We start from the raw sequence: 23,721 nt of genomic DNA on the forward strand, positions 1-23,721 counted from the left end.
ACGGTCACCGGCGCTTCGTACAATGACTGTGCCACGACGAGAGAGTTGGCCGCTCGGCCGGGGAGGAGATGGCGATGGCGCGTCGCCTGCCGTCCAACCCGCCCGTGATCGGCGGGTTCAGCCCCGTGCACGTCCTCGGTTCCGGTGGCTTCGCTGACGTCTTCCTCTACGAACAGGACATGCCGCGGCGTCAGGTCGCGGTGAAGGTCCTGCTCGACGAGGTCGTCGACGACCGCGTCCGCCAGATGTTCCAGGCCGAGGCCAACCTGATGGCCCGGCTCAGCACCCACCCGTCGATCCTGACGGTGTTCCAGGCGAGCGTCGCGGCCGACGGACGTCCGTACCTCGTGATGGAGCTGTGCTCCTCGTCGCTCAGCGAGCGGTACCGGCGTGAGCCGATCCCGGTGTCCGAGGTGCTCTCGATCGGTGTCCGGATCGGGTCCGCCCTCGAGACCGCGCACCGCGAAGGCGTGCTCCACCGTGACATCAAGCCGTCGAACATCCTGCTCACGGCCTACGGCAACCCCGTGCTGTCCGACTTCGGCATCGCTGCGACCATCGGCGGGACCGACCCGGACGAGCCCATCGGCATGTCGATCCCGTGGTCGGCGCCCGAGGTCCTGATCGACGAGTCCCGGGGCACGATCCAGTCCGAGGTGTACTCCCTCGCCGCCACCGTGTACTCCCTGCTCGCCGGCCGCAGCCCGTTCGAGGTCCGGGGCGGCAAGAACGGTGCGAGCGACCTGATGAGCCGGATCGACAAGGGCGGCGTCAAGCCCACCGGTCGGACCGACGTCCCACCGTCGCTCGAGCGCCTGCTCGCCACCGCGCTGTCCCGCAAGGTGCCGTCGCGCCCGACGACCGTGCTCGAACTCGTGCGCGGGTTCCAGCAGGTCGAGGCCGAGCTCGGGATCCCGCAGACCGCGGCCGACGTCGCGGTCGAGGCATGGGCCATCGCGACCCCGACACCGGAGGGCGACCGGACCATGATCCGCGAGCTCCAGCCGCCGTCGCGGGTCGGCGCCCGCCGCCGCACCCGTCGCGCGGTCCAGGGCGGCGTCGTCGCCGGTGGTTCGCAGAGCGTCGGCACCGTCCACCGCACCGGATCGGTCACCCGTGCGCGACGACGCACCCGGTCGACGCTCGTCTGGGCGACGTCCCTCGCCGTCGTCGTGGTCGCCGCCCTCGCGATCGCGACCGTGGTCGTCGTCGGGCGGCTCGGCGCCGGGGCGATCCCCGTGGTGGCGGACGTCCGCGCACAGCCCTCGGCGCAGGCGGTGTCGTTCTCGTGGGCGGACCCGGGTCTGCAGAGCGGTGACACCTACGTCATCTCGTCGAACGGCGCGTCCAGCCAGCAGACCGGCACCACGTTCGTCGTCTCCGGGCAGCGCGGCGACGAGGAGTGCATCTCCGTCGCGGTCAACCGCGACGGCAAGACCGGTGCAGCCAGCGCGCAGAAGTGCGCGACCGTCGGGAGCACCGGGTGATCCGCAGGCTCGTCGCGAAGCACCGATCCGCCGCCGTCACCACCGGGGTCTCCGTCCTGGTCGCCGCGGTCGTCGCGACGACCGCGATCGTCTCGACCGGGTACCACACGCAGCGCGTCGACCTCGGGGACGGCACCGTGTGGGTGCCCTCCGCCGAGTACGGAGCGGTCGGACGGGCCAACACCGGCGTCCTCCAGCTGAACACCGCCGTCGAGACCGCGAGCGACGACCTGTCCGTGCTGCAGCGCGGGTCCATGGTCTACAGCGTCGACCAGACCAAGGGGACCGTGGCCAAGGTCGACGTCGCCGACGCCACCGTCGGCGATGCCGTGACCCTGCCCGCGGGGACACCGCAGGTCTTCTTCGCGGGGGACACCGCGGTGATCGGCAACCAGGACACCGGTGAGCTGTGGGCGACGCCTGCGGCCGACCTCGCCGAGTTCGACGCCTCGACCAAGGCCGACCTGACGCTCGGGGCGGACACCGTCTTCGACGCGTCGGACGGACACGTCGCGGTGTACTCGGCGAAGACCGGCACGGCATCGCTCGTCGACGTCGGGTCGACGCTGTCCGTCGACCAACGGTGGAAGGTCGACATGGACCGCACCGACGACTTCCAGGTCGCGACCTTCGACGGCCACCTGGCCGTGCTCGACCGCACCAGCGGCGCCCTGTCGATCGACGGCCGCACCGTGGAGCTCGGCGACCGGGTCGGCGCGTCACCCGCGCTCCAGCGATCGTCGGACACCTCGTCCGACGTCACCGTCGCGGGCACCGCCGGACTCGTCCGGGTCAGTGCCTCGGGGTCCGTCGACGCCACCGCGCTCCAGGTCTCCGGGCGCGCGGCGCGCCCCTACGTCGACGGGTCCTGCACCTACGCGGCATGGGCCGGTGGTCAGGCGATCGACACCTGCGACGGCACCGCGCTCCAGCGGCTCGCGAGCACCGGTGGGACGAGCACGATGCAGATCCTGCACAACGGGCAGACCGTCGTCGCCAACGACCCCTCGAGCGGTCGTTCGTGGGCGATCGACCGCAGTGGCCAGCTCATCGACAACTGGGCCGACCTCATCAAGCAGGACGACGAGCAGCAGCAGGAGCAGGTCTCCGACGACGACCCCGAGGTGGACAAGGACCAGAAGCCGCCGGTGGCGGTGGACGACGACCTGGGCGCTCGACCGGGACGCACCACGAGCCTCCCGGTCCTGCTCAACGACTACGACCCGAACGGTGACCCGATCATCGTGAGCGAGGTCGGGTCCATCTCTGAGTCCACCGGCCGGGTCGCCATCGTCGCCGACGGCCAACGGCTGCAGGTGACGCTGTCGTCGCGCGCGACCGGCACCGTGACCTTCCCGTACACGATCACCGACGGCAACGGCGGGTCGGACACCGGGACCGTCCGTGTCACGGTGCGGCCGGAATCGCAGAACGAGGCCCCGCGGCAGGTGCGCGACACCTCCGCGGACGTGGTGCAGAACGGCCACGTCGTCAGCAGCGTGCTCGGCGACTGGGTCGACCCGGACGGCGACCCGGTGTACCTGAAGTCCGCGACCGCCTCGGACGGCGACCGGGTGTCGACCACCCCGGACGGCCTGCTCGACTTCCGCGCGGACAGCGGCCGGACGGGCGACCGTGCCGTGCAGCTCGTCGTGAGCGACGGACGCGCCGACGGCCGCGGCTCGGTGACCGTGCGCGTGGCGAAGCAGGGGAGTGTGCCGCTGCGTGCCGACCCGTTCCCGGTGCAGGGCTACGCAGGCAAGGCCCTCACGGTCGAGCCGCTCGACCACGTCCGGGGCGGCAACGGCACCGTGACCCTCACGAGCGTGTCGTCGTCGGCCGGGCTGACGGTCACCCCGAGCTACGACGCCGGTACCTTCCGGGTGCAGGGTGCGAGTGCCGGTGACCACCAGCTCGAGTACACCGTCACCGACGGTGTGAAGACGTCGAGCGGCATCGTGCGCGTCACGATCCTCGCCCCGCCGGACGCCTCGACCGCGCCCATCACGACCCCGAAGACGGTCTTCGTCAACACGCTCTCGAGCAAGGACACCGACGTCACCGCGACCGACATCGACCCCGCGGGCGGGGTGCTGCTCGTCACCGCCCTCGACGGACCCGAGCGGGGCAGCGGCGTCCAGGCGAGCATCCTCGACCAACACACCGTGCGCGTCACGCTGACCGCACCGCTCGACGGGCCGGTGTCCTTCGGCTACACCGAGACGAACGGCCTCGCGTCGTCCACCGGCACGATCACCGTCGTCGAGATCCCCAAGCCCGACCGGATCCAGCCGCCCGTCGCCCAGCCCGACAGTGCGACCGTCCGGGTCGGCGACGTCGCGAACATCGACGTGCTCGACAACGACACCCAGCCCGAGGGTGAACCCCTCACTCTTGAGCCCGAGCTCGTGCAGAACGTGCCCGGCGACGGCGGTCTGCTGTTTGCCTCGGGTGACCACCTGCGCTACCTCGCGCCGAAGACCCCCGGCAACTACACCGCCGTCTACCGGGTCGCGGGTCCGGACGGCCAGTACGCCGACGCCGCCGTCTCGATCTCGGTGCGCGAGCGGGACGCCGCGACGAACAACCCGCCGGTCCCGCAGACCGTGACCGCCCGGGTCGTGGCCGGTTCGTCGGTGCGGATCTCGGTGCCGCTGAACGGCGTCGACCCGGATGGCGACTCCGTGCAACTCGTCGGCGTCGGGTCGAACCCGGACAAGGGCTCCGTCACCGACGTCGCGTCCGACGCCCTGACCTACGAGGCGGGCGACTACTCGGCCGGCACCGACGAGTTCACCTACACCGTGGTCGACGCCCTGGGCGCGCGTGCCACCGGCACGGTCCGCGTGGGCATCGCGCCCCGGGCCGAACAGGCGTCGAACCCCGTCGCCGAGGCCGACCACGTGACCATCCGCCCCGGCGGGTCGGTGACCGTCCGGGTGCTGCAGAACGACTCCGACCCCGAGGGCGGCCAGCTCACCGTGTCGGCGGCCGAGCCCACCGCCGACGACGTGTCGGCGAAGATCCTGCGGAAGCAGCAGATCCGGGTCACACCCCCGAAGACCGCGAAGTCGGGCGACTACGCCGTGCTCTACACCGTCGCGAACGCGAGCGGGGGATCGAGCACCGCGTTCCTCACCGTCACCGTCGACCCGGACGCGCAGCCCCTCCGCCCCGAGGTCGACGACACCACCCTGGACCTCCAGGACATCCTGCGGCGCGAGAGCGTGACCGTCGACGTGCTCGAGAACGTCTTCTTCGCCGAGGGCACCGCTGCCGACCTGCGGGTCGGGATCGTGGACGGCTACGGCGACACCGCGCGGCTCACCGACGACGGACGGATCACGGTCCGGCTCACCGACGAGTCCCAGGTCATCCCGTTCTCGGTCGCACGGGTCGACCACCCCGACATCGTGTCCTACGGCTTCATCAACGTCCCCGGGTTCGACGACGCCCTGCCGCAGATCAACCGCTCGGCCGGTGCCGTCACCGTGAAGAGCGAGGCCACGGTCCGCATCCCGCTCGAGGACTACGTCGTGACCGCGAACGGCCAGACGGCGAAGATCACGGACCGCGGCACGGTGAAGGCGACGCACGCGAACGGTCAGAGCCTGGTCGTGGACTCGTCGACGCTGCAGTTCACCTCGTCGAAGCTCTACTACGGCAACGCGTCCATCTCGTTCGAGGTCACCGACGGCTCCGCGGCGAACGGGGGCAAGGGCCGCGTCGCGACCCTCGTGCTGCCGGTCACCGTGACACCGCGGTCGAACCAGCCGCCGGCGTTCACCGGTTCGGCGGTCGAGATGCAGCCGGGCGAGACCCGGACCGTCGACCTGACCAAGCTCACCGACTACCCGTACCCGAAGGACCTGCCGGAGCTGCGCTACTCCGTGGTGAGCAGGCCGACCAGCGGTGCCACCGCGACGATCTCCGGCCAGCAGCTGACCATCGCCGTGCCGGACACCGCGAAGAAGAACACGACGGCGTCGATCGGCATCGGCGTACAGGACGACGCCAACGCCGGACGTGCCGGCACCGTGACCGTCGGCGTGGTGGCGTCCACCCGACCGCTCGTGCAACCCGGCGCCGACAGGTCGATCACCAAGCGTGGTGCGACCACGACCATCGACGTCCTGACGAACGACCAGCCGACCAACCCGTTCCCCGGTGAGCGGCTGCGCGTCGTGAACATCCGCGGTCTCTCCGGCGGGCTGCCGAGCGGTGTCTCGGTGACGCCGAGCGCCGACCGCTCCCGCCTGCAGGTCCGGGTCTCCGACAACGCGAAGCCCGTCGACGCCCACCTGCAGTACCAGGTCGCGGACGCCACGAACGACCCGGACCGGTACGTGTGGGGCGACGTCACAGTCTCCGTGCAGGACGTCCCCGACGCCCCGGGCACACCGACCCGCACCGGCTCGTACGACGGCGGCCAGGCCACGCTCACGTGGTCGACGCCTCAGGGGAACAACTCGCCGATCACCGGGTACCGCGTGACGGGCACGAACGGCGTCTCGAAGAACTGCGGCACCGCGACCGTCTGCACGCTGACCGGGCTGGACCCGAAGGCGTCCTACCGTTTCCAGGTCGTCGCCACCAACGCGATCGGCGACTCGAAGCCGTCGGGCAGCTCCGCTCCGATCAGTGCGGACTTCGTGCCGGCGCCGCCGAAGGGCATCACCGTCACGCCGAACGCGTCGACGCCCAACCAGCTCGACGTCAAGTGGAGCGCCGTCGCCGCTCCGAACCGGGGCAGCGCGGTCGACAACTACGTCGTGACGATCGAGGGCCCGGGGCTGTCCGACACCCGTAACACCGGCACCGCGACGAACACCTCGTTCTCCGGAGCCCAGAGCGCGGCGCAGTACACGGTGACCGTGTCGGCTCGGAACGGCGCTGATCGCAACGGCACGGTGGTGCAGTGGAACTCGGCGTCGGCGAGCGGCACCGCGGTCGGCACCCCCGGCAAACCGACGAACGTGCAAGCTGTGGCTGCAGACCAAGCGGACTCGTCAGGTCGGTCGACCGTGACCGTCACCTGGGGTGCTCCGGATGCCGCTGGCGGATCCGGACTTCGCTACGGCGTCTTCCGGTCGGGCAACGTCGACTGCTCTGCCAATCCCTCTGGTTCCCTCGGAACGTCCAGTCCGACACGCGACTCGGGCGTCGGCGGCGGCTCGACGCGCTACGCCGTGACCGTCTCCAACGGGTACTTCTGCAATGTCGAGTACACCGACGCCGTGACCTACGAGCGCCCGACCGGAACCGGGCGTCCGTCGATCGACGTGACCCCGGTCGGTAAGAACCTCTGGAACGTCAGCATCACCGCACCCTCGCGGAGTGCTCACCACTACCAGCTGGAGACGGGCGGTCAGCCCATCTCCCTGCAGCCCGGGCAGACCTGGACGGGTGTTCCGGGATCGGGTGCCCGGAACGTCTCGGCGCAGATGGTGCTGCGCGCTTGTGGCGGCCCCGGCAGCTCGTTCTGCACGACCGACGACCAGTCCTGGACCGGCAGCGCGACCGCTCTCGATGCGAACATGTCCGTGGTCGCCGCTCAGCAGGAGCAACCGCTCACGGTCGCCGGGCCGACCGGGGCTGGCGTATCGGTGCGGTTCACCGCGAGCTGGTACCTGACGGACGACGGCACCGGCATCTCCACCACCGCGAGCTGGGATGCGGGTAGCCCCGCACCGACACCACCGGCCCTCGCGAAGTCAGTGCGTGTCCGAGCGCTCGTGACAGCGACGGACGGTTCCAGCTCGACGCAGACCGGCGACAACACGGAGGCGTTCCCCATCGCGGCAGCCCCCGAGCCCCAACAACCCGATCCGGAACCCGCCCCGGGCTGACACCGCCCAGCCGCCCTTCCGCCGTACGCTGCACCCACCGCCATCCCCCGAGACGACGAGGACCACCCCCGCATGAGCATGACCCCGGAGCAGGCCACCTGGTTCGCCGACGTCGCAGGCCGCATCGTGACCAACGTCGAGCAGGTGCTCCTCGGGAAGACGTTCGTGATCCGCCTCGCGGTGACCGCGATGCTCAGCGAGGGCCACCTGCTCCTCGAGGACGTCCCCGGCACGGGCAAGACGAGCCTGGCGCGGGCGATGGCGCAGAGCGTGCAGGGGACGACGAACCGCATCCAGTTCACCCCCGACCTACTGCCCGGCGACATCACCGGCATCAGCGTCTACGACCAGCGCACGCAGGAGTTCGACTTCCACCGCGGCCCGGTCTTCGCGAACATCGTGCTCGCCGACGAGATCAACCGTGCGAGTCCGAAGACGCAGTCGGCCCTGCTGGAGGCGATGGAGGAGTCGGCGATCACGGTCGACGGCGTGAACCACCGCCTGGCGGCCCCCTTCATGGTCATCGCGACGCAGAACCCCATCGAGCAGGCCGGCACGTACCGTCTGCCCGAGGCGCAGCTCGACCGGTTCCTCATGAAGACCTCGATCGGCTACCCCGACCACGCCGCCACCGTCAAGATCCTCGAGACCTCGTCGGCTCCGTCGGCATCGGTCCCGCTCGCGAGCGTCGTGCCCGCGGCGACGATCACCGAGATGGCGGCGCTGGCCCGCACGGTGCACGTCGACGCCGTCATCGCCGACTACGTCGCACGGTTGGTCGACGCGACGCGTTCGGCCAGTGAAGTCCGCCTGGGCGTCAGTGTCCGCGGCGCGATGGGCCTCATCCGTTCGGCACGCGTGCTCGCCGCGCTGAGCGGCCGCCACTACGTCACGCCGGACGACGTCAAGGCCCTCGCCGTCCCGGTGCTCGCGCACCGCCTGGTGCTCGACGCCGAGGCGGAGTTCGACGGTGTCAGCGCGCCGAGCGTCATCGCACAGCTGCTGGTGGAGACGCCGCCGCCGGCCGACCGAGTCACGACGTGACGGACCGCCGGCCCGTCTCCACGCGCTCACGCCGTCCGTCCTCGACGCGGTCGCGTCGCGGGACGACGGCGTACGAGCGCACGGGGACGGTCGCCGGCCTGACCAACGTCCGCTCACGGATCGTCGGTGACCGCGAAGGCGTCGCCGCGGATGCGGTCGTCGGGATCGTCCGGGTCTGGGCAACGGCCTGGAGGCTCGTCAAGCGTTCCTGGGGCGAGGTCTCGTCCGTCGTCACCGGGCTCGGGTGGACGGTCGCGGCCCTCACGCTCGTCGCGTTCGTTGCCGGCTACCGGTTCGGCCTGCGGGAGATCGTCGTCGTCGGGTTCGCAGGAGCGGTGCTCGTCGTCGTCGCGGCCATCGCGCTCATCGGCCGCACGCGGCTGGTGATCCGGATGCGCCTGCCGCAGCACCGAGTGGCGGTCGGCGACGAGGCCGGCGTGGTCGTCACGGCGGAGAACCCGACGCGTCTGCCCTCGGTGCCGACGACGGTCGAGGTGCCGGTCGGCCCGGGCCTCGTCGACGTCGCGATCCCGGCGATCGGCGCGCACGGCACGTTCGAGCAGCTGGTGCCGGTGCCGACCGTGCGCCGCGGCGTGCTCGACGTGGGTCCGGTCACCGGTGTGCGCGCCGACCCGGTCGGGCTCGTCCGTCGCGAAGTCGTCTGGACCGCTCGCGAACAGGTCATCGTGCACCCGCGCACGATCGCGATCCCGTCGACGAGCACCGGGCTGGTGCGCGACCTCGAGGGGCAGGCGACCACCGACCTGTCGCCGGCCGACATCGCGTTCCACGCCATCCGCGAGTACATGCCCGGTGACGACCCCCGCACCATCCACTGGAAGTCGACGGCGAAGTCGGGCGCGCTGATGGTGCGCCAGTTCGAGGACACGCGCCGCTCGCACCTCGTCGTGGCGCTCGGCATCGCCCGGTCCGAGTTCGGGGACGACGAGGAGTTCGAGCTCGCGGTGAGCGCTGCGGCGTCGCTCGGTGCCCGTGCGATCCGCGACGGCCGGGAGGTCTCGGTCGTGGTGTCGGAACGCACCCCGGAGTTCGCAAAGCGTGCCGTCTACGCGGTGCGGACCCTGCCGACGGTCACCCCGACGCGACTGCTCGACGACTTCGCCTCGGTCGGACTCGCCGATGCGTGCCTGCCCGTCGCCGAGGTCTCCCGGATCATCGGAAGCGACACCGAGGGCATCTCGGTGGCGTTCCTGGTCGTCGGTTCGACGATCGGGCTGCCGGCGCTCCGGCTCGCGGCGACGCGCTTCCCCGTGGGGGTCGAGGTCGTCGCGGTGATCTGCGAGCCCGAAGCGCAGCCACGGTTCCTGCGGGTCGCGGGGCTGACCGTGATGACCATCGGCTACCTGGACGACCTCCGGCACGCCCTGCACCGATCGGCCGCCGCGTGAGCGCCGCTCCGGTGAGCACCCCGACGCCGCCTGCGGAGCGTGCCCGTCGGTCGACCCGGCGTTCCGATCGCCGCGACGCCCGGCGGCTCGTGCCGTTCCGTCTGGCCGGCGGGACCCTCGTCGTGTGGCTGCTGCTCGCGGTCGCGAGCGTGTCGTGGTGGCCGGTCTACCGTGACGACTCGATGATCGTCGCGGCGGTGGCCGCGATCGTGTTCGGCACCCTCGTCGCCCTCGTCGGCGCGGTCCTGCGACTGCCGCTGGTCGTCGTGGCGATCGCGACGGTGGCGGCGTTCACGCTCGCCGGTGTGCCCGCAGCCGTGCCCGGTCAGGCCAACGGGGTCCTGCCCACGGGCCAGGGCCTGCTCGCGCTGTTCGCCGGTGTCGCGCTCGGGTGGAAGCAGCTGGTGACCATCAGCCTGCCGGTCGGTTCGTACGAGGCGCTCCTCGTGCCGTACTTCGTGACGCTCCTCGTCGCCACGGTGACGGCCGTGAGCGTGGCGACCCGGGCCTCCAGGCAGGAACTCGCGAGCATCCCGGCACTGGTGCTGTTCGCGATCGGGGTGGTCGTCGGGCCGAGCCGGCTGGACACGTCGATCGTGACGGCAGTCGTGCTCGTCGCCATCGCGCTCGTCTGGGCGCTGACAGTGCGGCACGCACGTCGCGCGGTCGCCGTGGCGACCACGATCGGTTCGTCGGTGCCGATCGCACGGTCCGTCGTGCGCCCGGCGCTCGTCGGCACGGGGACGATCGTCGCGGCGGCCGTCGTCGCGACGGGGCTCGGGCTCGTCGCGCCGCCGACCAACGAGCGCACCGTGGCCCGCACGGACGTCGTGAAGCCGTTCGACCCCCGCGACTACGTCAGCCCGCTGAGCGGCTTCCGGGCGTACGAAGAGCAGAGCGCGGCGGACACTGCACAGCTCCGGGTCACCGGACTACCGGAGAACGGGTTCGTGCGCATCGCGACGCTCGACAGCTACGACGGTGTGGTCTACCGCGTCGGCGGGTCGGACGGCTCCTCGTCGTCGGGGACGTTCGAGCGGGTGCCGACGTCGGTCGACGTCCGTGGCGTGGACGGCACCAGGGTGCGCGTCGGCGTGACCGTCGACGGCTACAGCGGCGTCTGGCTGCCGACGGTCGGGGACCTGGAGCGCGTCGACTTCACCGGGACCGACGCCGACGACGAGCGCGGGTCCTTCTTCTTCAACGGCTCGACGCAGACGGGGGCCGTGGTCGGCGGTGTCCGCGAAGGCACTTCCTACGACCTGACCGCCGTGGTCCCCGACCAGCCGACGGACGAGCAGCTCGCAGCGGCCCGCCCGGGCAGCGCCGCGGTCCCGACGGCGCGCGACGTGCCGGACGCCGTCCGCGAGACGGTCGAGGCGACGACCGACACCGATGCGACGTCGGGTGCGAAGCTCGTCGCGGTGATCCAGGCGCTCAAGCGCAACGGGTACGTCAGCCACGGCGTCGGTGACGACCGGATGAGCCGTTCGGGGCACGGCGCCGACCGCATCCAGGAGCTCCTGACGTCGCCGCTGATGATCGGCGACCAGGAGCAGTACGCCGCCGCCGCTGCGCTGATGGCCGACGAGCTCGGGTTCCCGGCACGGGTGGTCATGGGCTTCACAGCCGGCGGCGACTCGGGGTCCGGCGGGGCGTCGGCGAGCGGGGGCACGACGACGTTCCGCGGCTCGGACGTCACCGCGCGCATCGAGGTCGACACCGCGCAGTGGGGGTGGGTGATGCTCAACCCGAACCCGAGTGTCCGTGAGATCCCGAACGAGCAGCAGCAGACGCCGCAGCCGGTGACCCGTCCGGAGACCGTCGTGCCGCCGCCTCCCGTCGACCAGCAGGACCAGGACCAGCAGGCGCCGCCGCAGAGCGACCGGAACACGCCGCCCGTGCAGCCGCTGTGGTTGCAGATCCTGCTCGCAGTGCTGCCCTGGGTGCTCGGTGCACTGGGGCTGATCGCCCTCGTGCTCCTGCCGTTCGGGGTGATCGTCCTGCTGAAGCGGGTCCGCCGCCGACGGCGCCGGCGTGCTCCGACGCCGCGCGGTCGCATCGTCGGGGCCTGGGACGAGTACCGCGATGCGCTCCTCGACCGTGGCCACGACGTGGCCGGATCGGCCACACGACGCGAGACGGTGGCCGGTGCTCCGGGTGAGGGCGGGACCGGACTGGCTGCCCTCGCCGACCGGGCGGTGTTCGGCCCGAGCGACGTCGACCAAGCCGCCGCCGACCGGATGTGGTCGGCGACGGACGATGCGGTGGGCACGCTGCGCACCGGTCGGACGCGCCGTGAACGCTTCCGCACCGCCGTGTCGCTCAGGTCCCTGCGCGGAACCGATCGGCTGCGCACGACCACCGGTCAGGGCTCGGCGAGACGCGGTGACTACGATGGCCGGAGGCCTGACGAGCGTCGTGGACGGCCGAGTGAGGACAGAGGCAGACCGTGATCAGATGCGAACACTGTGGATCGATGCTCCCGGAGGGGGCGATCTTCTGCGGTGAGTGCGGACGTGCGGTGACCGCCGGAGCGAGCCGTCGGCCGGTCGCTGCGACCCCCGTCGAGCAGGCGCCGCCGCCGCCCCTGCAGCAGCCCGATTCCCACGGCCGTCGCTCCGATCCCGCGGCCGATGCATGGTTGCCCGAGTCGACCCTCGACCCAGCCACCCGTGCGTGGCTGACCGGTGCCGACCGCCGCAGCACCGAGCCACCGGCCGCGGTGCCCGTCCAACGCCCCGACGACCTCGCCCCGCGCGACGCACCGTCGCACGTGCACGGTGCGGGCTCCGGCCTCGGGGACTGGCCGAACGCGGCCGCGCAGCCCGGCGCAGCACCAGCCCAGGATGAACCGCCACTGGACCCGGACGCCTACCGCTCCGAGCCCGCAGACGTCCTCGCCGACGACCCCGAGCGGACCCGGTTGGCCCCCGTCGACGACCGTTCCGCGACCCCGCCGCCTGTTGACGAGGCGCCGGCACCCGTGTGGGCGCCACCGGTCGCTCCGGCCCCGCCCGCAGCGCCGGCCGGCCCGTCCTGGTGGGTCGGCCGCGGTGCCACCACCGAGGCTGCGCAGCCCGCGTCCGGAGCCGAGTCCGCTCCCGTCGTCCCGCCGGTCCCGAGTGCACCGGCCGCCGCTGAAGACACGCCCCACGACACGCTCGACGACTCCGAGGCGTCCCTGCGCGCGACGGACGACGCGCCCGTGCACGTCGAGACCGACGGCGCCCACGACACGTCGTCCACCCGCTCCGGCGAGCCCGTCCAGGAGGGTGCGCTCGACCAACCGACCGCCGCCGCGCTCGTCGTGTCGCCGCCGCAGCCGGGGGACACCGCCGTCGTCGAGCCCCTGATCGACCGCCGACCGCCTCGGCCCGCGCCGCTCGTCACGCCGGGCATGCACGCCACGACCATCTGCCACGTCTGCGGCAACCGCCTCGAGCCCGACGACATCTTCTGCGGCGAGTGCGGAGCAGTCCGTCCCGCCGTGACCGCTGCGTTCACCGGACCGGTCGTGCCGCTGCCGATGGCGCGTCCGGACTGGGCGACCGAGCACTCCGACGTGGAGTCGGCCGGAGCCGGCGGGTCGTCGTCGACCGACGTGCCGGACGACGAGATCCCGGTCGAGGCGACCGCGGACGACCAGATCACGAGCGACGAGACCGGTTCCGACCAGACTGGTTCCGACCAGACCGGGTCCGATGAGAGCGGGTCCGTCGAGGCCGTGGCCGACGAGACCGCCGCCGACGACGAGTCGGCCCTGCCGGACAGCGAGGCCTCGCGCCCGGGTGGGCGTCCTCGCGGCGCCCACGCAGCGCCGGTGACCGAGCCGTTCGAGTCGTCCGGGCCCGAGTACGCGGCACCGCACGGAGCACCGCAGGATCCCGAACCGTCCTGGGCTCCGCCGGCGCAAGCCCCACAGGCCCCGCTCGCCGCGCCGCTGCCACCGGTCCCCGGCGCGACGGCACCTGAGCTCCCGCTCCCGCCGTCGGACCGTGCTCGGGCCAGTGCGGACGCCGACGAGCTCGACGAGGACGTCGACGAGACCCGCATCGTCTCGAAGACCCCGACGCGCGCGCCGTTCCTGCTGCACTTCAGCACCGGCGAGCGGTTCGGCGTCCACGGCACCGGACTGCTCGGTCGTCTGCCCCGTCCGCAGCCGGGGGAGCGCTACGACGACCTGCTCACCGTCCACGACCCGGGCAAGTCGGTGTCGAAGACCCACCTCGAGCTCGGCCGCGACGGTGACGACCTGTGGGTGTCCGACCGGTTCTCCGGCAACGGCACCGTCGTCCGGCACATCGACGGTTCGATCCGTCGCTGCGAGCCCGGCCGTCGGTACCGCGTGGAGCGCGGTGCCCGGGTGGACATCGGCGAGCAGTTCTTCCTCGTGCAGTAGCGCTGCCGGACTTCTCCACAGATCGGTCGTCGGCGCCCCGGCGGCGCCGCCGTCCTGTTGCGATGGAGGCATGACCCTGTTCGCAGCTCGGTGCGTCCTGGTCGGGACGGCCGTCGTGCTCGTCCTCGCCGGGGTGTCCGTGCCCCTCGACGGCGCCTCCCGTGCGGTGGTGTTCGCAGCCGCCGGGTGCTGCGCGGTGCTCGACGTCCTGCTGCACCGGTCCGGCGCAGGCGGGCCCCGCGAACCGGAGTCGCTGTCCGGTGACGACGCCGCAGCGCCGATCGAGCCCCTCGGTCCGAGCGCACCCGGACGGCTCCTGCTCGGCCACGGCCCGGACGGTGTCCCGTGGGAGACCGACGTGGCCGGTCACGTCGTGGTCGTCGGCACCGGGGCACTCGCCGCCGCGGTGTTCCGGGCGATCGCCGAACAGCTCCGCGCCACCGCCGACCCGTGGGACGACCTCCGCCCAGCCGGCAGGATCGGAACCCTCGCTGGCGACGGTCCAGCGATGCCCGACGGCACGGCGGTGCTCGCTCGCCTCGACCGCTCCGGACGTCCGAAGGGCACGGTCGTGCTCGTCCCGGGTCTCGGCACGATGCCACGGCTGTGGGACGCAGCGGTCGAGGTCACCCGCTACGGCTGCACCGTGCGTCGCCCACCCGACCGACGCGGTGTCACGGTCAGACCGGTGCTCCCGGTGCTCCCGGTGCTCCCGGTGCTCCCTGAACTCGTCGGGTGACGGACTCAGCGCAAGCCGGAGCCGACCCGGACCACGCCGACCGGCACGCCACCGCCGAGCACCTGCTCACCCGTCGCCGTCAGGACATCGGCCACGCCGTCGGCACCCACCAGCCCGTTCCGCTGCAGCAGGGTGAGCGCTGCGAGGGTGCCTGCACGCTGCGACCCGTCCAGCACCTTCACCGCGACCGCGGCCCCACCGGGCAGCCCCATCACCATGACGCCCTCGGCACCGAGCTTCGCCAGGACCTGCAGCCGCTCGATCGTGACGGTGTTGGCCCGCCCGACTCCGTCGATCGCCCACGGGTGCGCCAGGACTGCGTCGGTCAGCGCCGCGGAGTCGTCGTCCGCCCGAGCGACGACGCCGGCGAACCCGCGTGCCAGTCCGGACAGCGTGAGCGGGAACACGGGGGCACCGCAGCCGTCGGTGCCGACCAGGTCGACCGTCTCGTGCGTGTACTCCTCGACCACCGAGCGGACGCGCTGCTGCATCGGGTGCTCGATGTCCAGGTACGTCGCTTCGTCCCATCCGTTGACGCGGCAGGCGGCGAGCATGCCGGCGTGCTTGCCCGAGCAGTTCATCGCCAGGCGCCGGGGGCCGTCCATCGTCCGTCCGGTCGCGCGGTCGAAGGGCATGTCCGGCGGGCACCCGAGGTCGGCTTCGACGTGGTCGAACGACTCGAGCATGTGCAGCGCGAGTGCCTGGTGCGCGGCGGTACCGGCGTGGCTCGCGGTGGTGAGGACGAGTTCCTCGTCGGAGAACAGTGCACCGGCTCGGCGGACGGCCAGGGCCTGGAACGGCTTCATCGTCGAGCGCGGGTAGATGCTGGCGGCGACGTCGCCGACCGAGTCGACCACGGCACCCGCGGAGTCGACCACGACCCCGGCGCCGATGTGCCGGCTCTCGTCGAACCCCGACCGGTCGAGGACCGCGAGTTCGACCGACCCGTCGGCGGTGAGAGGATGGCGATCAGTGCGGACTTCGTGGCTCACCGTCATGCCGCCATGCTAGCCAGGGCGGACGACCGCCAGTGACGCCGACGAAGGGGCAGCACCCGTGCAGGACCACACCTACGAGGTCTCCGTCAGCTGGACGGGAGACCGCGGCACCGGTACCTCCGGCTACCGCGACTACGGGCGCGAGCACGTGGTCTCGGCGGTCGGCAAGCCCGACGTGGCCGGCTCGGCCGACCCCACGTTCCGCGGTGACCGCGACCGCTGGAACCCGGAGGAACTCGTCGTCGCCGCGCTGGCCCAGTGCCACATGCTCAGCTACCTGCACGTCGCGGTGACCCAGGGCTTCACCGTCGTCGACTACCGCGACACGGCCACGGCGTCGCTGAACCTGAACCGCGACGGCTCGGGCGAGCTCACCGGGGCGACGCTGCACCCGGTCGTGACGATCCTCGAGGCGGACCGGGTCGCCGACGCCGAGGCCGCCCACGCCACGGCCAACCAGCTCTGCTTCATCGCCCGGTCGGTGTCGTTCCCGGTGCGCCACGAGGCCGAGACCGTCGTCCGTGCTGCGACATTGGCAGGGGACTCTTCAGCGGGTGGGGCAGACTAGGTTCCCGTGAAGCGTCTGCGCCTGCTCCCGATCGCCCTCGTCCCCGCCGTCGTGCTGGGACTCGCCGCATGCTCCGGTTCCGGCTCGGACGGGTCCACGGCCTCGCCGACCCCGACCGCCAGCGCGACCGCCTCGGCGATCACGTCCTGCCCGGACCCCGGCAAGTCCTCCGACACGATCCGCGCGACCGGCTCGTTCGGCGGCACGAAGGCCCCGACGGTCAAGTTCGAGGCCGGTCTGTCGGCGAAGACGCCGCAGGCCACGAAGCTCGTCTCGGGCAAGGGCGCGTCGCTCGACGAGGGCGACTACGCCCAGGTGTCCTACACGGTCTACGAGGCCAAGGACGCCAAGAAGCTCGGCACCGTCGGCTTCGACGAGGGCAACCCGCAGGTGCTGTCCGTCGGCGGCTCGGGCTTCGGAGCCCTGCTCGCCTGCTCGAAGGTCGGCGACCGTGTGGCCGCCGTGGGCCAGTCGTCGGCTCTCGGTTTCAACACCGGCGGCGAGATCGTCGTCGTCGCCGACGTCGTCGCACAGACCCCCACCAAGGCCAACGGCACCCCGAAGGACCAGGACCCGGCGCTCCCGACGGTCACGGACAAGTCGAGCGGCGAGCCGGAGATCACGATCCCCGACGGCGTGAAGGCCCCGACGAAGACGACGGTCGAGGTCCTCAAGCAGGGCAACGGCGCCGCGATCGCCGACGGCGACACCGCCCTCGTGCAGTACAAGGGCGTCGTCTACAGCACCGGCAAGGAGTTCGACTCCTCGTGGTCGAAGGGCGCCCCGACGACCTTCACGGTCTCCGAGAGCGCACTCATCAAGGGCTTCGTCACCGGGCTCGTCGGCCAGAAGGTCGGCTCGCAGGTGCTGATCGTCGCCACGCCGGAGGACGCCTACGGCGCGAACCCGCAGGAGGGCTCGGGCATCCCGAAGAACGCCACGCTCGTCTTCGTGGTCGACATCCTCGCGAAGGGCTGACCGTGGCCCGGCGTCGCATCGTCGTCCTCGGCAGCACCGGCTCGATCGGCACGCAGGCGCTCGACGTCGTCGCCCGCAACCCGGACCGGTTCGAGGTCGTCGGTCTGACCGCCGGCAGCAACCGTGACCTCGTCGCCGAACAGGCCGCCCGGTTCGGCGTGCGCGACACGGCGTTCGGGGCGCAAGACTCCGAGCGGCTCGTCCGCAGCGTCGAGGCCGACGTCGTCCTGAACGGCATCACGGGGTCGGTCGGCCTCGGGCCGACGCTCGCGGTGCTCGAGACCGGCGCCACCCTCGCGCTCGCCAACAAGGAGAGCCTCATCGTGGGCGGCTCCCTGGTGCAGCAGGCTGCGGCGCCGGGCCAGATCGTCCCGGTGGACAGCGAGCACTCGGCGATCGCGCAGGCGCTCCGCTCCGGTGCCGACACCGAGGTGCAGCGGCTCGTCCTGACGGCGAGCGGCGGTCCGTTCCGCGGCCGCACCCGCGAGCAGCTCCGCGACGTCACCCCGGCGCAGGCGCTGGCGCACCCCACGTGGGACATGGGACTCGTCGTCACGACGAACTCCGCCACGCTCGTCAACAAGGGGCTCGAGGTCATCGAGGCGCACCTGCTCTTCGGAGTGCCGTACGACCGCATCGACGTCACGGTGCACGCGCAGTCGATCGTGCACTCGATGGTCGAGTTCGTCGACGGCTCCACCATCGCGCAGGCCTCGCCGCCGGACATGCGCCTGCCGATCGCGCTCGGCCTGGCCTGGCCGGACCGGGTGCCCGGCGTCGGCGTGCCGCTCGACTGGACCACGGCGAGCACCTGGACCTTCGAGCCGCTCGACGCCGACGCGTTCGGTGCCGTCGCGCTCGCGAAGCGCGTCGGCGAACTCGGCGGGACCTACCCGGCCGTCTTCAACGCGGCGAACGAGCAGGCCGTTGCCGCGTTCCACGCGGGCGCCATCGGGTTCCTGGACATCGTCGACACGGTCGAGCGCGTCGTCGACGAGCACGTGGCGGGGGAGCGGTCACTCGACGGCGTGCTGGCGGCGGAGCACTGGGCCCGCGCCGCGGCGGACCGCGCGCTGACCCGCTGACGCGATCCGCGCCTCCCGTCGGTCGCGTGGTCACCACGTGACGGACTGGGCCCACACCGCCGGTTCCGGCGCGACGCGCCAGCGGCGGGACGGCCGTGCCGGTGGGGAGAGGCCCGTCCCACCTCTCAGACGGCGCTCGGCTCCGTCATGGCGAGCGTCCCGTACCCTTTCCCGGTGACCGTCGAATCCGTCCTGCTCTTCGTCCTCGGCGTGGTCGTCTTCATCATCGGCCTGCTGGTCTCGATCGGACTCCACGAGCTGGGGCACCTGTCCTTCGCGAAGCTGTTCAACGTCAAGGTGACGCAGTACTCGCTCGGGTTCGGCAAGGCCATGTGGTCGTTCAAGCGGGGTGAGACCGAGTACGGCATCCGACCGATCCTGCTCGGCGGCTACATCTCGATGGTCGGCATGCTCAAGCCGCGCGTTTCCGGCCGCCCGAGTGCGATCACGAACACCGGCATGTACGGCGCGTTCGTGCAGGACGCCCGCCAGGCCAGCGCCGAGCAGATCGCGGACTCCGGCGGCGACGACTCCCGCGCCTTCTACCGACTGACCCCGTGGAAGCGCATCATCGTGATGGTCGCTGGCCCCGCGATGAACCTGGTGATCGGGATCGTGCTGTTCGGCGTGCTGCTGTGCGGCTTCGGGTCGCCCACCACGACGTTCACGTCGAGCGTCGACTGCGTCCTGCCGACCAGCCAGACGACCGAGTGCACCTCGGGCGATGCGGAGTCGCCGGCGAAGCAGGCCGGCATCGCGTCCGGCGACGTCGTGCTCTCGGTCAACGGTGAGCAGGACCCGACCATCGCGCGCGTCTCCGAGGTCTTCCAGGAGTCGGCCAACGAGCAGGTGACGGTCGTCGTCGAGCGTGACGGTGCCCGGAAGACGCTCGAGATCACCCCGACGACCGCCACCCGCGACGTCTACGACGCCGAGGGCAAGGTCGTCACGAACGACGACGGCACGACGAAGACCCAGCGGGTCGGTGTGGTCGGCGTCAGCATCGGGCAGTCGCTCGTGCGGCAGTCGCCGGCCGAGGTGCTGCCCGCGACGGGTGCGCAGATCGCCGCGTCGGCGCACCTGATCATCGACCTGCCGCAGCGGCTGGTCGCCGTCTGGAACGCGGCGTTCGGCGCGCAGGAGCGGTCGCAGGACAGCCCCGTGTCGGTCGTCGGTGTCGGCCGAGCGATCGGCGAGGTCTCGTCGATGAGCGGCGTGCCGGTGGTCGACAAGGCGTACACGATCCTCGGGCTGCTGGCCTCGTTGAACATCGGCCTGTTCGTGCTGAACATGGTGCCGCTGCTGCCGCTCGACGGCGGGCACATCGCCGGCGCCCTCTGGGAGGCGATCAAGCGACGGTCCTTCACGCTCGTCGGCAAGGCGGACCCGGGCCCCATCGACCTGGCGAAGACGATGCCGCTCACGATGGTCGTCGTGGTGCTGCTGGCGGGGATGAGTGCGCTGCTGATCTACGCCGACATCGTGCGGCCCGTGAACCTGTTCGGGTAGTCGCTGCGGCGCTACGCTCAGCGGATGAGCACAGCGCCCACGAACTCCGGGCCCACCACCGCCGCGCCCGAGGTCCGCACCGTCGAACGGCAGGGCCTCGACGTCATCGCCGAGTCCGACCGCAAGGGCACCCCGCGGGGACTGTTCTGGCCGTGGTTCGCGGCGAACATCTCCGTCCTCGGCATCGCCTACGGATCGTTCGTCGTCGGGTTCGGGATCTCCTTCTGGCAGGCGACCGTCGTCTCGGTCGTCGGGGTGGTGTTCTCGTTCCTGCTGTGCGGCGTCGTCGCGATCGCCGGCAAGCGGGGGTCGGCGCCGACGATGGTGCTGAGCCGCGCGGCCTTCGGGGTCCGCGGCAACCGGGTGCCCTCCTTCCTCAGCTGGATCCTCACCGTCGGGTGGGAGACCGCCCTCGCCGCGCTGGCGGTCCTCGCGACCTCGACGGTCTTCACCGAGCTCGGCTGGGACGGCGGGGTGCTGACGAAGGTCGTCGCCCTCGTCGTGGTCGCCGCGCTCGTGGTCGGTGCCGGCGTCGCGGGCTTCGACGTGATCATGCGCCTGCAGACCTGGATCACGGTGATCACCGCGGTCCTGACGGTCGTCTACGTGGTGCTCGCGGTGCCGTCCATCGACTTCGGCGCGATCGCCGCGCTGCCGACGGGCAGCAGCCAGCAGTTCATCGGTGCACTCGTCCTGGTGATGACCGGGTTCGGCCTCGGCTGGGTGAACGCCGCTGCCGACTACTCGCGCTACCTGCCGCGGTCGTCGTCCACCGGGGGAGTCGTCGGGTGGACGACCTTCGGCGGGGCGCTCGCACCGGCCGTCCTCGTGGTCTTCGGTGTCCTGCTCGCCGGTTCATCGCCGGACCTGAACGCCGCGATCGGTGCCGACCCGATCGGTGCCCTCACGTCGATCCTGCCGGTGTGGTTCCTCATCCCGTTCGCCCTCGTGGCGATCCTCGGGCTGGTGGGCGGTGCTGTCCTCGACATCTACTCGTCGGGCCTGGCGCTGCTGAGCGTCGGCGTGAAGATCCCGCGGCCGGTCGCCGCCGGGGTCGACGGCGTGTTCATGGTGGCGGGTGCGATCTACATCGCCTTCTTCGCAACGGACTTCGTCGGCCCGTTCCAGGCCTTCCTGATCACCCTCGGCGTGCCGATCGCCGCGTGGGCCGGCATCTTCGTCGCCGACGTCCTGCTCCGGCGCACTGCCTACGCCGAAGGCGAGCTCGACGACCGTCGCGGCCGCTACGGCGACGTCCGGTGGGGCGCGATCGCCCTGGTCGCGGTCGGCACGGCGCTCGGGTGGGGCCTCGTCACGCTGGCGTCGCCGGCGTGGCTGTCGTGGCAGGGCTACCTGCTCGGGCCGTTCGGCCTCGGCGGACGCGACGGCGCCTGGGCCTACGCGAACCTCGGCGTGCTGGTCGCGCTCGTCGTCGGATTCCTCGGCACCCTGTTGTTCGCCCGGGGCTCCGTCCGGCTCCAGGAAGCACAGCGGTGAGCGGAGCGGTGAGCACGTCGGGGAGCACGAGCGTCCCCGACGACGCCTGGCTCGTCGTCATCGACATGCAGCAGGTCTTCACGGGGGAGTCCCCGTGGGCCGCGCCGCGGTACGACCACGCCGGAGTCGGCATCGAGCGCCTGCTGCCCCGGTTCACCGGACGCACGGTGTTCACCCGGTTCGTCGCGCCCCAGCGCCCGCAGGGCGCCTGGGTGCCGTACTACCGCGAGTGGCCCTTCGCCCTCGTGCCGGACGCCGACCCGCTGTACGCGTTGACCGAGCCCTTCGCGAGTGCGGCAGGGGACCGGAACGACCCCGTCGTGACCGAGCCGACGTTCGGCAAGTGGGGCACGGGCCTCCAGGCCGTTGTCGGCGACCACCCGCACCTGGTGCTCACGGGCGTGTCGACCGACTGCTGCGTCCTGTCGACCGCCCTGGCGGCGGCGGACGCCGGAGCGACCGTGACGGTCGTCGCGGACGCCTGCGCCGGGGCGAGCGACGCGGACCACGAGCGCGCGCTCGACGCGATGCGGCTGTACGCGCCGCTCATCACCGTGGTGGACAGCGCCGCGCGGCTCTGAACGTCCGGTGTGACCGGGCCGGACGGTCGGGGCGAGCGCGTAGAGTGCTCACGTGCCCGCTGTGAACCTCGGTATGCCCAAGTCGCCCGAAACCCTCGCCCCCCGACGCAAGTCGCGCCAGATCCGGGTCGGCAAGGTGCTCGTGGGTGGCGACGCTCCGGTGTCCGTCCAGTCGATGACCACGACCCCGACGACGAACATCAACGCGACGCTGCAGCAGATCGCCGAGCTCACGGCCTCGGGCTGCGACATCGTCCGGGTCGCCGTGCCGACGCAGGAAGACGCCGACGCGCTGCCGATCATCGCGAAGAAGTCGCAGATCCCGGTCATCGCCGACATCCACTTCCAGCCCAAGTACGTGTTCCAGGCGATCGACGCCGGCTGTGCCGCGGTCCGCGTGAACCCGGGCAACATCCGCAAGTTCGACGACCAGGTCGGTGCGATCGCCGCCGCGGCGAAGGCTGCAGGCGTGTCGCTCCGCATCGGCGTCAACGCCGGGTCACTCGAACCGAGCCTGCTGCAGAAGTACGGCAAGGCCACGCCCGAGGCGCTCGTCGAGTCCGCCGTGTGGGAAGCCAGCCTGTTCGAGGAGCACGACTTCCACGACTTCAAGATCTCGGTCAAGCACAACGACCCGATCGTCATGGTCAAGGCGTACCGCCAGCTCGCCGCCGCCGGCGACTGGCCGTTGCACCTCGGTGTGACCGAGGCCGGCCCCGAGTTCCAGGGCACCATCAAGAGCGCCACCGCGTTCGGCATCCTGCTGGCCGAGGGCATCGGTGACACCATCCGCGTGTCCCTGTCCGCGCCGCCCGCGCAAGAGGTGAAGGTCGGCCTGCAGATCCTGCAGTCGCTCAACCTGCGCGAGCGCAAGCTCGAGATCGTCTCGTGCCCGAGCTGCGGCCGGGCCCAGGTCGACGTCTACCAGCTGGCGAACGACGTCACCAAGGGGCTCGAGGGCATGTCCGTCCCCCTGCGCGTCGCCGTCATGGGCTGCGTCGTGAACGGACCGGGCGAGGCACGCGAGGCCGACCTCGGCGTGGCGTCGGGCAACGGCAAGGGCCAGATCTTCGTCAAGGGCAAGGTCGTCAAGACGGTTCCGGAGCACGAGATCGTGCAGACCCTCATCGCCGAGGCGAACCGCATCGCCGACGAGATGGGGCCGGAGGCCGCGCTCGGCAGCCCCGAGGTCATCACCACCCCGTAGCTCGCGCTCCGGCACGGCGCGGATTCCGCCACCGTGTGCCGGGTTGACGGCTCGGTGCGGGGTCAGCGGGCCGCACCGATCGGTGAAGCTCGCACGGTGCGCGTCCGGCCGCGACGAGCGTCGTGAGCGGCCCGGACGGGAGGCCCGTGGCGGCCTGGCCCCGGGCGTCCCGTTCGCGCCGTGCGGACTTCGCGAACCCGTGACGGGACAGCAGTCCGGTGCGCGCTTGTGACACCGCACGATGCGGCTTGCGCCGCACCGTGCGGCGAACCTCGCACGGTGCGGCGCAAGCCCGGACCTCGCACCGTACGGCGAACCTCGCAGGGTGCGCCCCCTCCCGTGCCGCGCCGTCGGCGCACGCCGCTAGG

15 protein-coding genes are annotated in these 23,721 nt (G+C 71.9%); 14 read left to right on the forward strand and 1 reads right to left on the reverse strand.

The window, feature by feature from the left end:
- Positions 1-74 precede the first annotated feature (74 nt).
- The 7 genes from OGL88_RS06125 to OGL88_RS06155 all read left to right on the forward strand — a co-directional run bounded on the left by OGL88_RS06125 (position 75) and on the right by OGL88_RS06155 (position 14,930).
- Positions 75-1,487: a serine/threonine-protein kinase gene (locus OGL88_RS06125; RefSeq protein ID WP_205462527.1), complete on the forward strand. Its 1,413-nt coding sequence runs from the start codon at positions 75-77 to the stop codon at positions 1,485-1,487.
- Positions 1,484-7,336 carry an Ig-like domain-containing protein gene (locus OGL88_RS06130; protein WP_263090579.1) on the forward strand — a complete coding sequence of 1,951 codons (5,853 nt, stop codon included), beginning with the start codon at positions 1,484-1,486 and terminating at the stop codon, positions 7,334-7,336. The genes OGL88_RS06125 and OGL88_RS06130 overlap by 4 nt, the downstream gene beginning before the upstream one ends.
- A 72-nt stretch (positions 7,337-7,408) precedes the next feature.
- Entirely contained in the window at positions 7,409-8,380 is a 972-nt protein-coding gene (locus tag OGL88_RS06135) for an AAA family ATPase (RefSeq protein WP_123294288.1), read from the forward strand.
- Positions 8,377-9,789 carry a DUF58 domain-containing protein gene (locus tag OGL88_RS06140; protein ID WP_263090581.1) on the forward strand — a complete coding sequence of 471 codons (1,413 nt, stop codon included), beginning with the start codon at positions 8,377-8,379 and terminating at the stop codon, positions 9,787-9,789. Before OGL88_RS06135 ends, OGL88_RS06140 begins: the two co-directional genes overlap by 4 nt.
- Complete coding sequence (locus OGL88_RS06145) at positions 9,786-12,245, forward strand: DUF3488 domain-containing protein (RefSeq protein ID WP_263090583.1); 2,460 nt, start codon at positions 9,786-9,788, stop codon at positions 12,243-12,245. The genes OGL88_RS06140 and OGL88_RS06145 overlap by 4 nt, the downstream gene beginning before the upstream one ends.
- Positions 12,246-12,433: 188 nt before the next feature.
- Entirely contained in the window at positions 12,434-14,191 is a 1,758-nt protein-coding gene (locus tag OGL88_RS06150) for an FHA domain-containing protein (RefSeq protein WP_263090585.1), read from the forward strand.
- A 70-nt stretch (positions 14,192-14,261) separates the two neighbouring features.
- Positions 14,262-14,930: a hypothetical protein gene (locus tag OGL88_RS06155; protein WP_263090586.1), complete on the forward strand. Its 669-nt coding sequence runs from the start codon at positions 14,262-14,264 to the stop codon at positions 14,928-14,930.
- 5 nt (positions 14,931-14,935) lie between these two features.
- On the opposite strand, the gene OGL88_RS06160 is transcribed toward OGL88_RS06155, so the two are convergent.
- Positions 14,936-15,928 carry an asparaginase gene (locus OGL88_RS06160; protein ID WP_263090587.1) on the reverse strand — a complete coding sequence of 331 codons (993 nt, stop codon included), beginning with the start codon at positions 15,926-15,928 and terminating at the stop codon, positions 14,936-14,938.
- Between the two features lie 58 nt (positions 15,929-15,986).
- On the opposite strand from OGL88_RS06160, the gene OGL88_RS06165 reads away from it, so the two are divergent.
- The 7 genes from OGL88_RS06165 (at position 15,987) to ispG (ending at position 23,353) form a co-directional block, all read left to right on the forward strand.
- Positions 15,987-16,496 carry an OsmC family protein gene (locus tag OGL88_RS06165; RefSeq protein WP_263090589.1) on the forward strand — a complete coding sequence of 170 codons (510 nt, stop codon included), beginning with the start codon at positions 15,987-15,989 and terminating at the stop codon, positions 16,494-16,496.
- A gap of 6 nt (positions 16,497-16,502) precedes the next feature.
- Entirely contained in the window at positions 16,503-17,474 is a 972-nt protein-coding gene (locus OGL88_RS06170; protein WP_263090590.1) for an FKBP-type peptidyl-prolyl cis-trans isomerase, read from the forward strand.
- A 2-nt stretch (positions 17,475-17,476) separates the two neighbouring features.
- On the forward strand, positions 17,477-18,559 hold the full coding sequence (dxr, locus tag OGL88_RS06175; RefSeq protein WP_263090591.1) for a 1-deoxy-D-xylulose-5-phosphate reductoisomerase: 1,083 nt from the start codon (positions 17,477-17,479) through the stop codon (positions 18,557-18,559).
- Positions 18,560-18,733: 174 nt separating this feature from the next.
- Positions 18,734-20,068 (forward strand): M50 family metallopeptidase, encoded by a 1,335-nt coding sequence (locus OGL88_RS06180; protein ID WP_263090592.1) that lies wholly within the window; start codon positions 18,734-18,736, stop codon positions 20,066-20,068.
- 24 nt (positions 20,069-20,092) lie between these two features.
- On the forward strand, positions 20,093-21,565 hold the full coding sequence (locus OGL88_RS06185) for a purine-cytosine permease family protein (protein ID WP_263090593.1): 1,473 nt from the start codon (positions 20,093-20,095) through the stop codon (positions 21,563-21,565).
- On the forward strand, positions 21,562-22,146 hold the full coding sequence (locus OGL88_RS06190) for a cysteine hydrolase family protein (protein WP_263090594.1): 585 nt from the start codon (positions 21,562-21,564) through the stop codon (positions 22,144-22,146). The genes OGL88_RS06185 and OGL88_RS06190 overlap by 4 nt, the downstream gene beginning before the upstream one ends.
- 73 nt (positions 22,147-22,219) lie before the next feature.
- Positions 22,220-23,353, forward strand: coding sequence for a flavodoxin-dependent (E)-4-hydroxy-3-methylbut-2-enyl-diphosphate synthase (ispG, locus tag OGL88_RS06195; RefSeq protein WP_111083888.1), 1,134 nt, complete (start codon positions 22,220-22,222; stop codon positions 23,351-23,353).
- Positions 23,354-23,721 lie beyond the last annotated feature (368 nt).

The organism is Curtobacterium sp. RIT-PI-V (assembly GCF_025642935.1).
In the GTDB taxonomy this organism is placed as follows: Bacteria; Actinomycetota; Actinomycetes; order Actinomycetales; family Microbacteriaceae; genus Curtobacterium.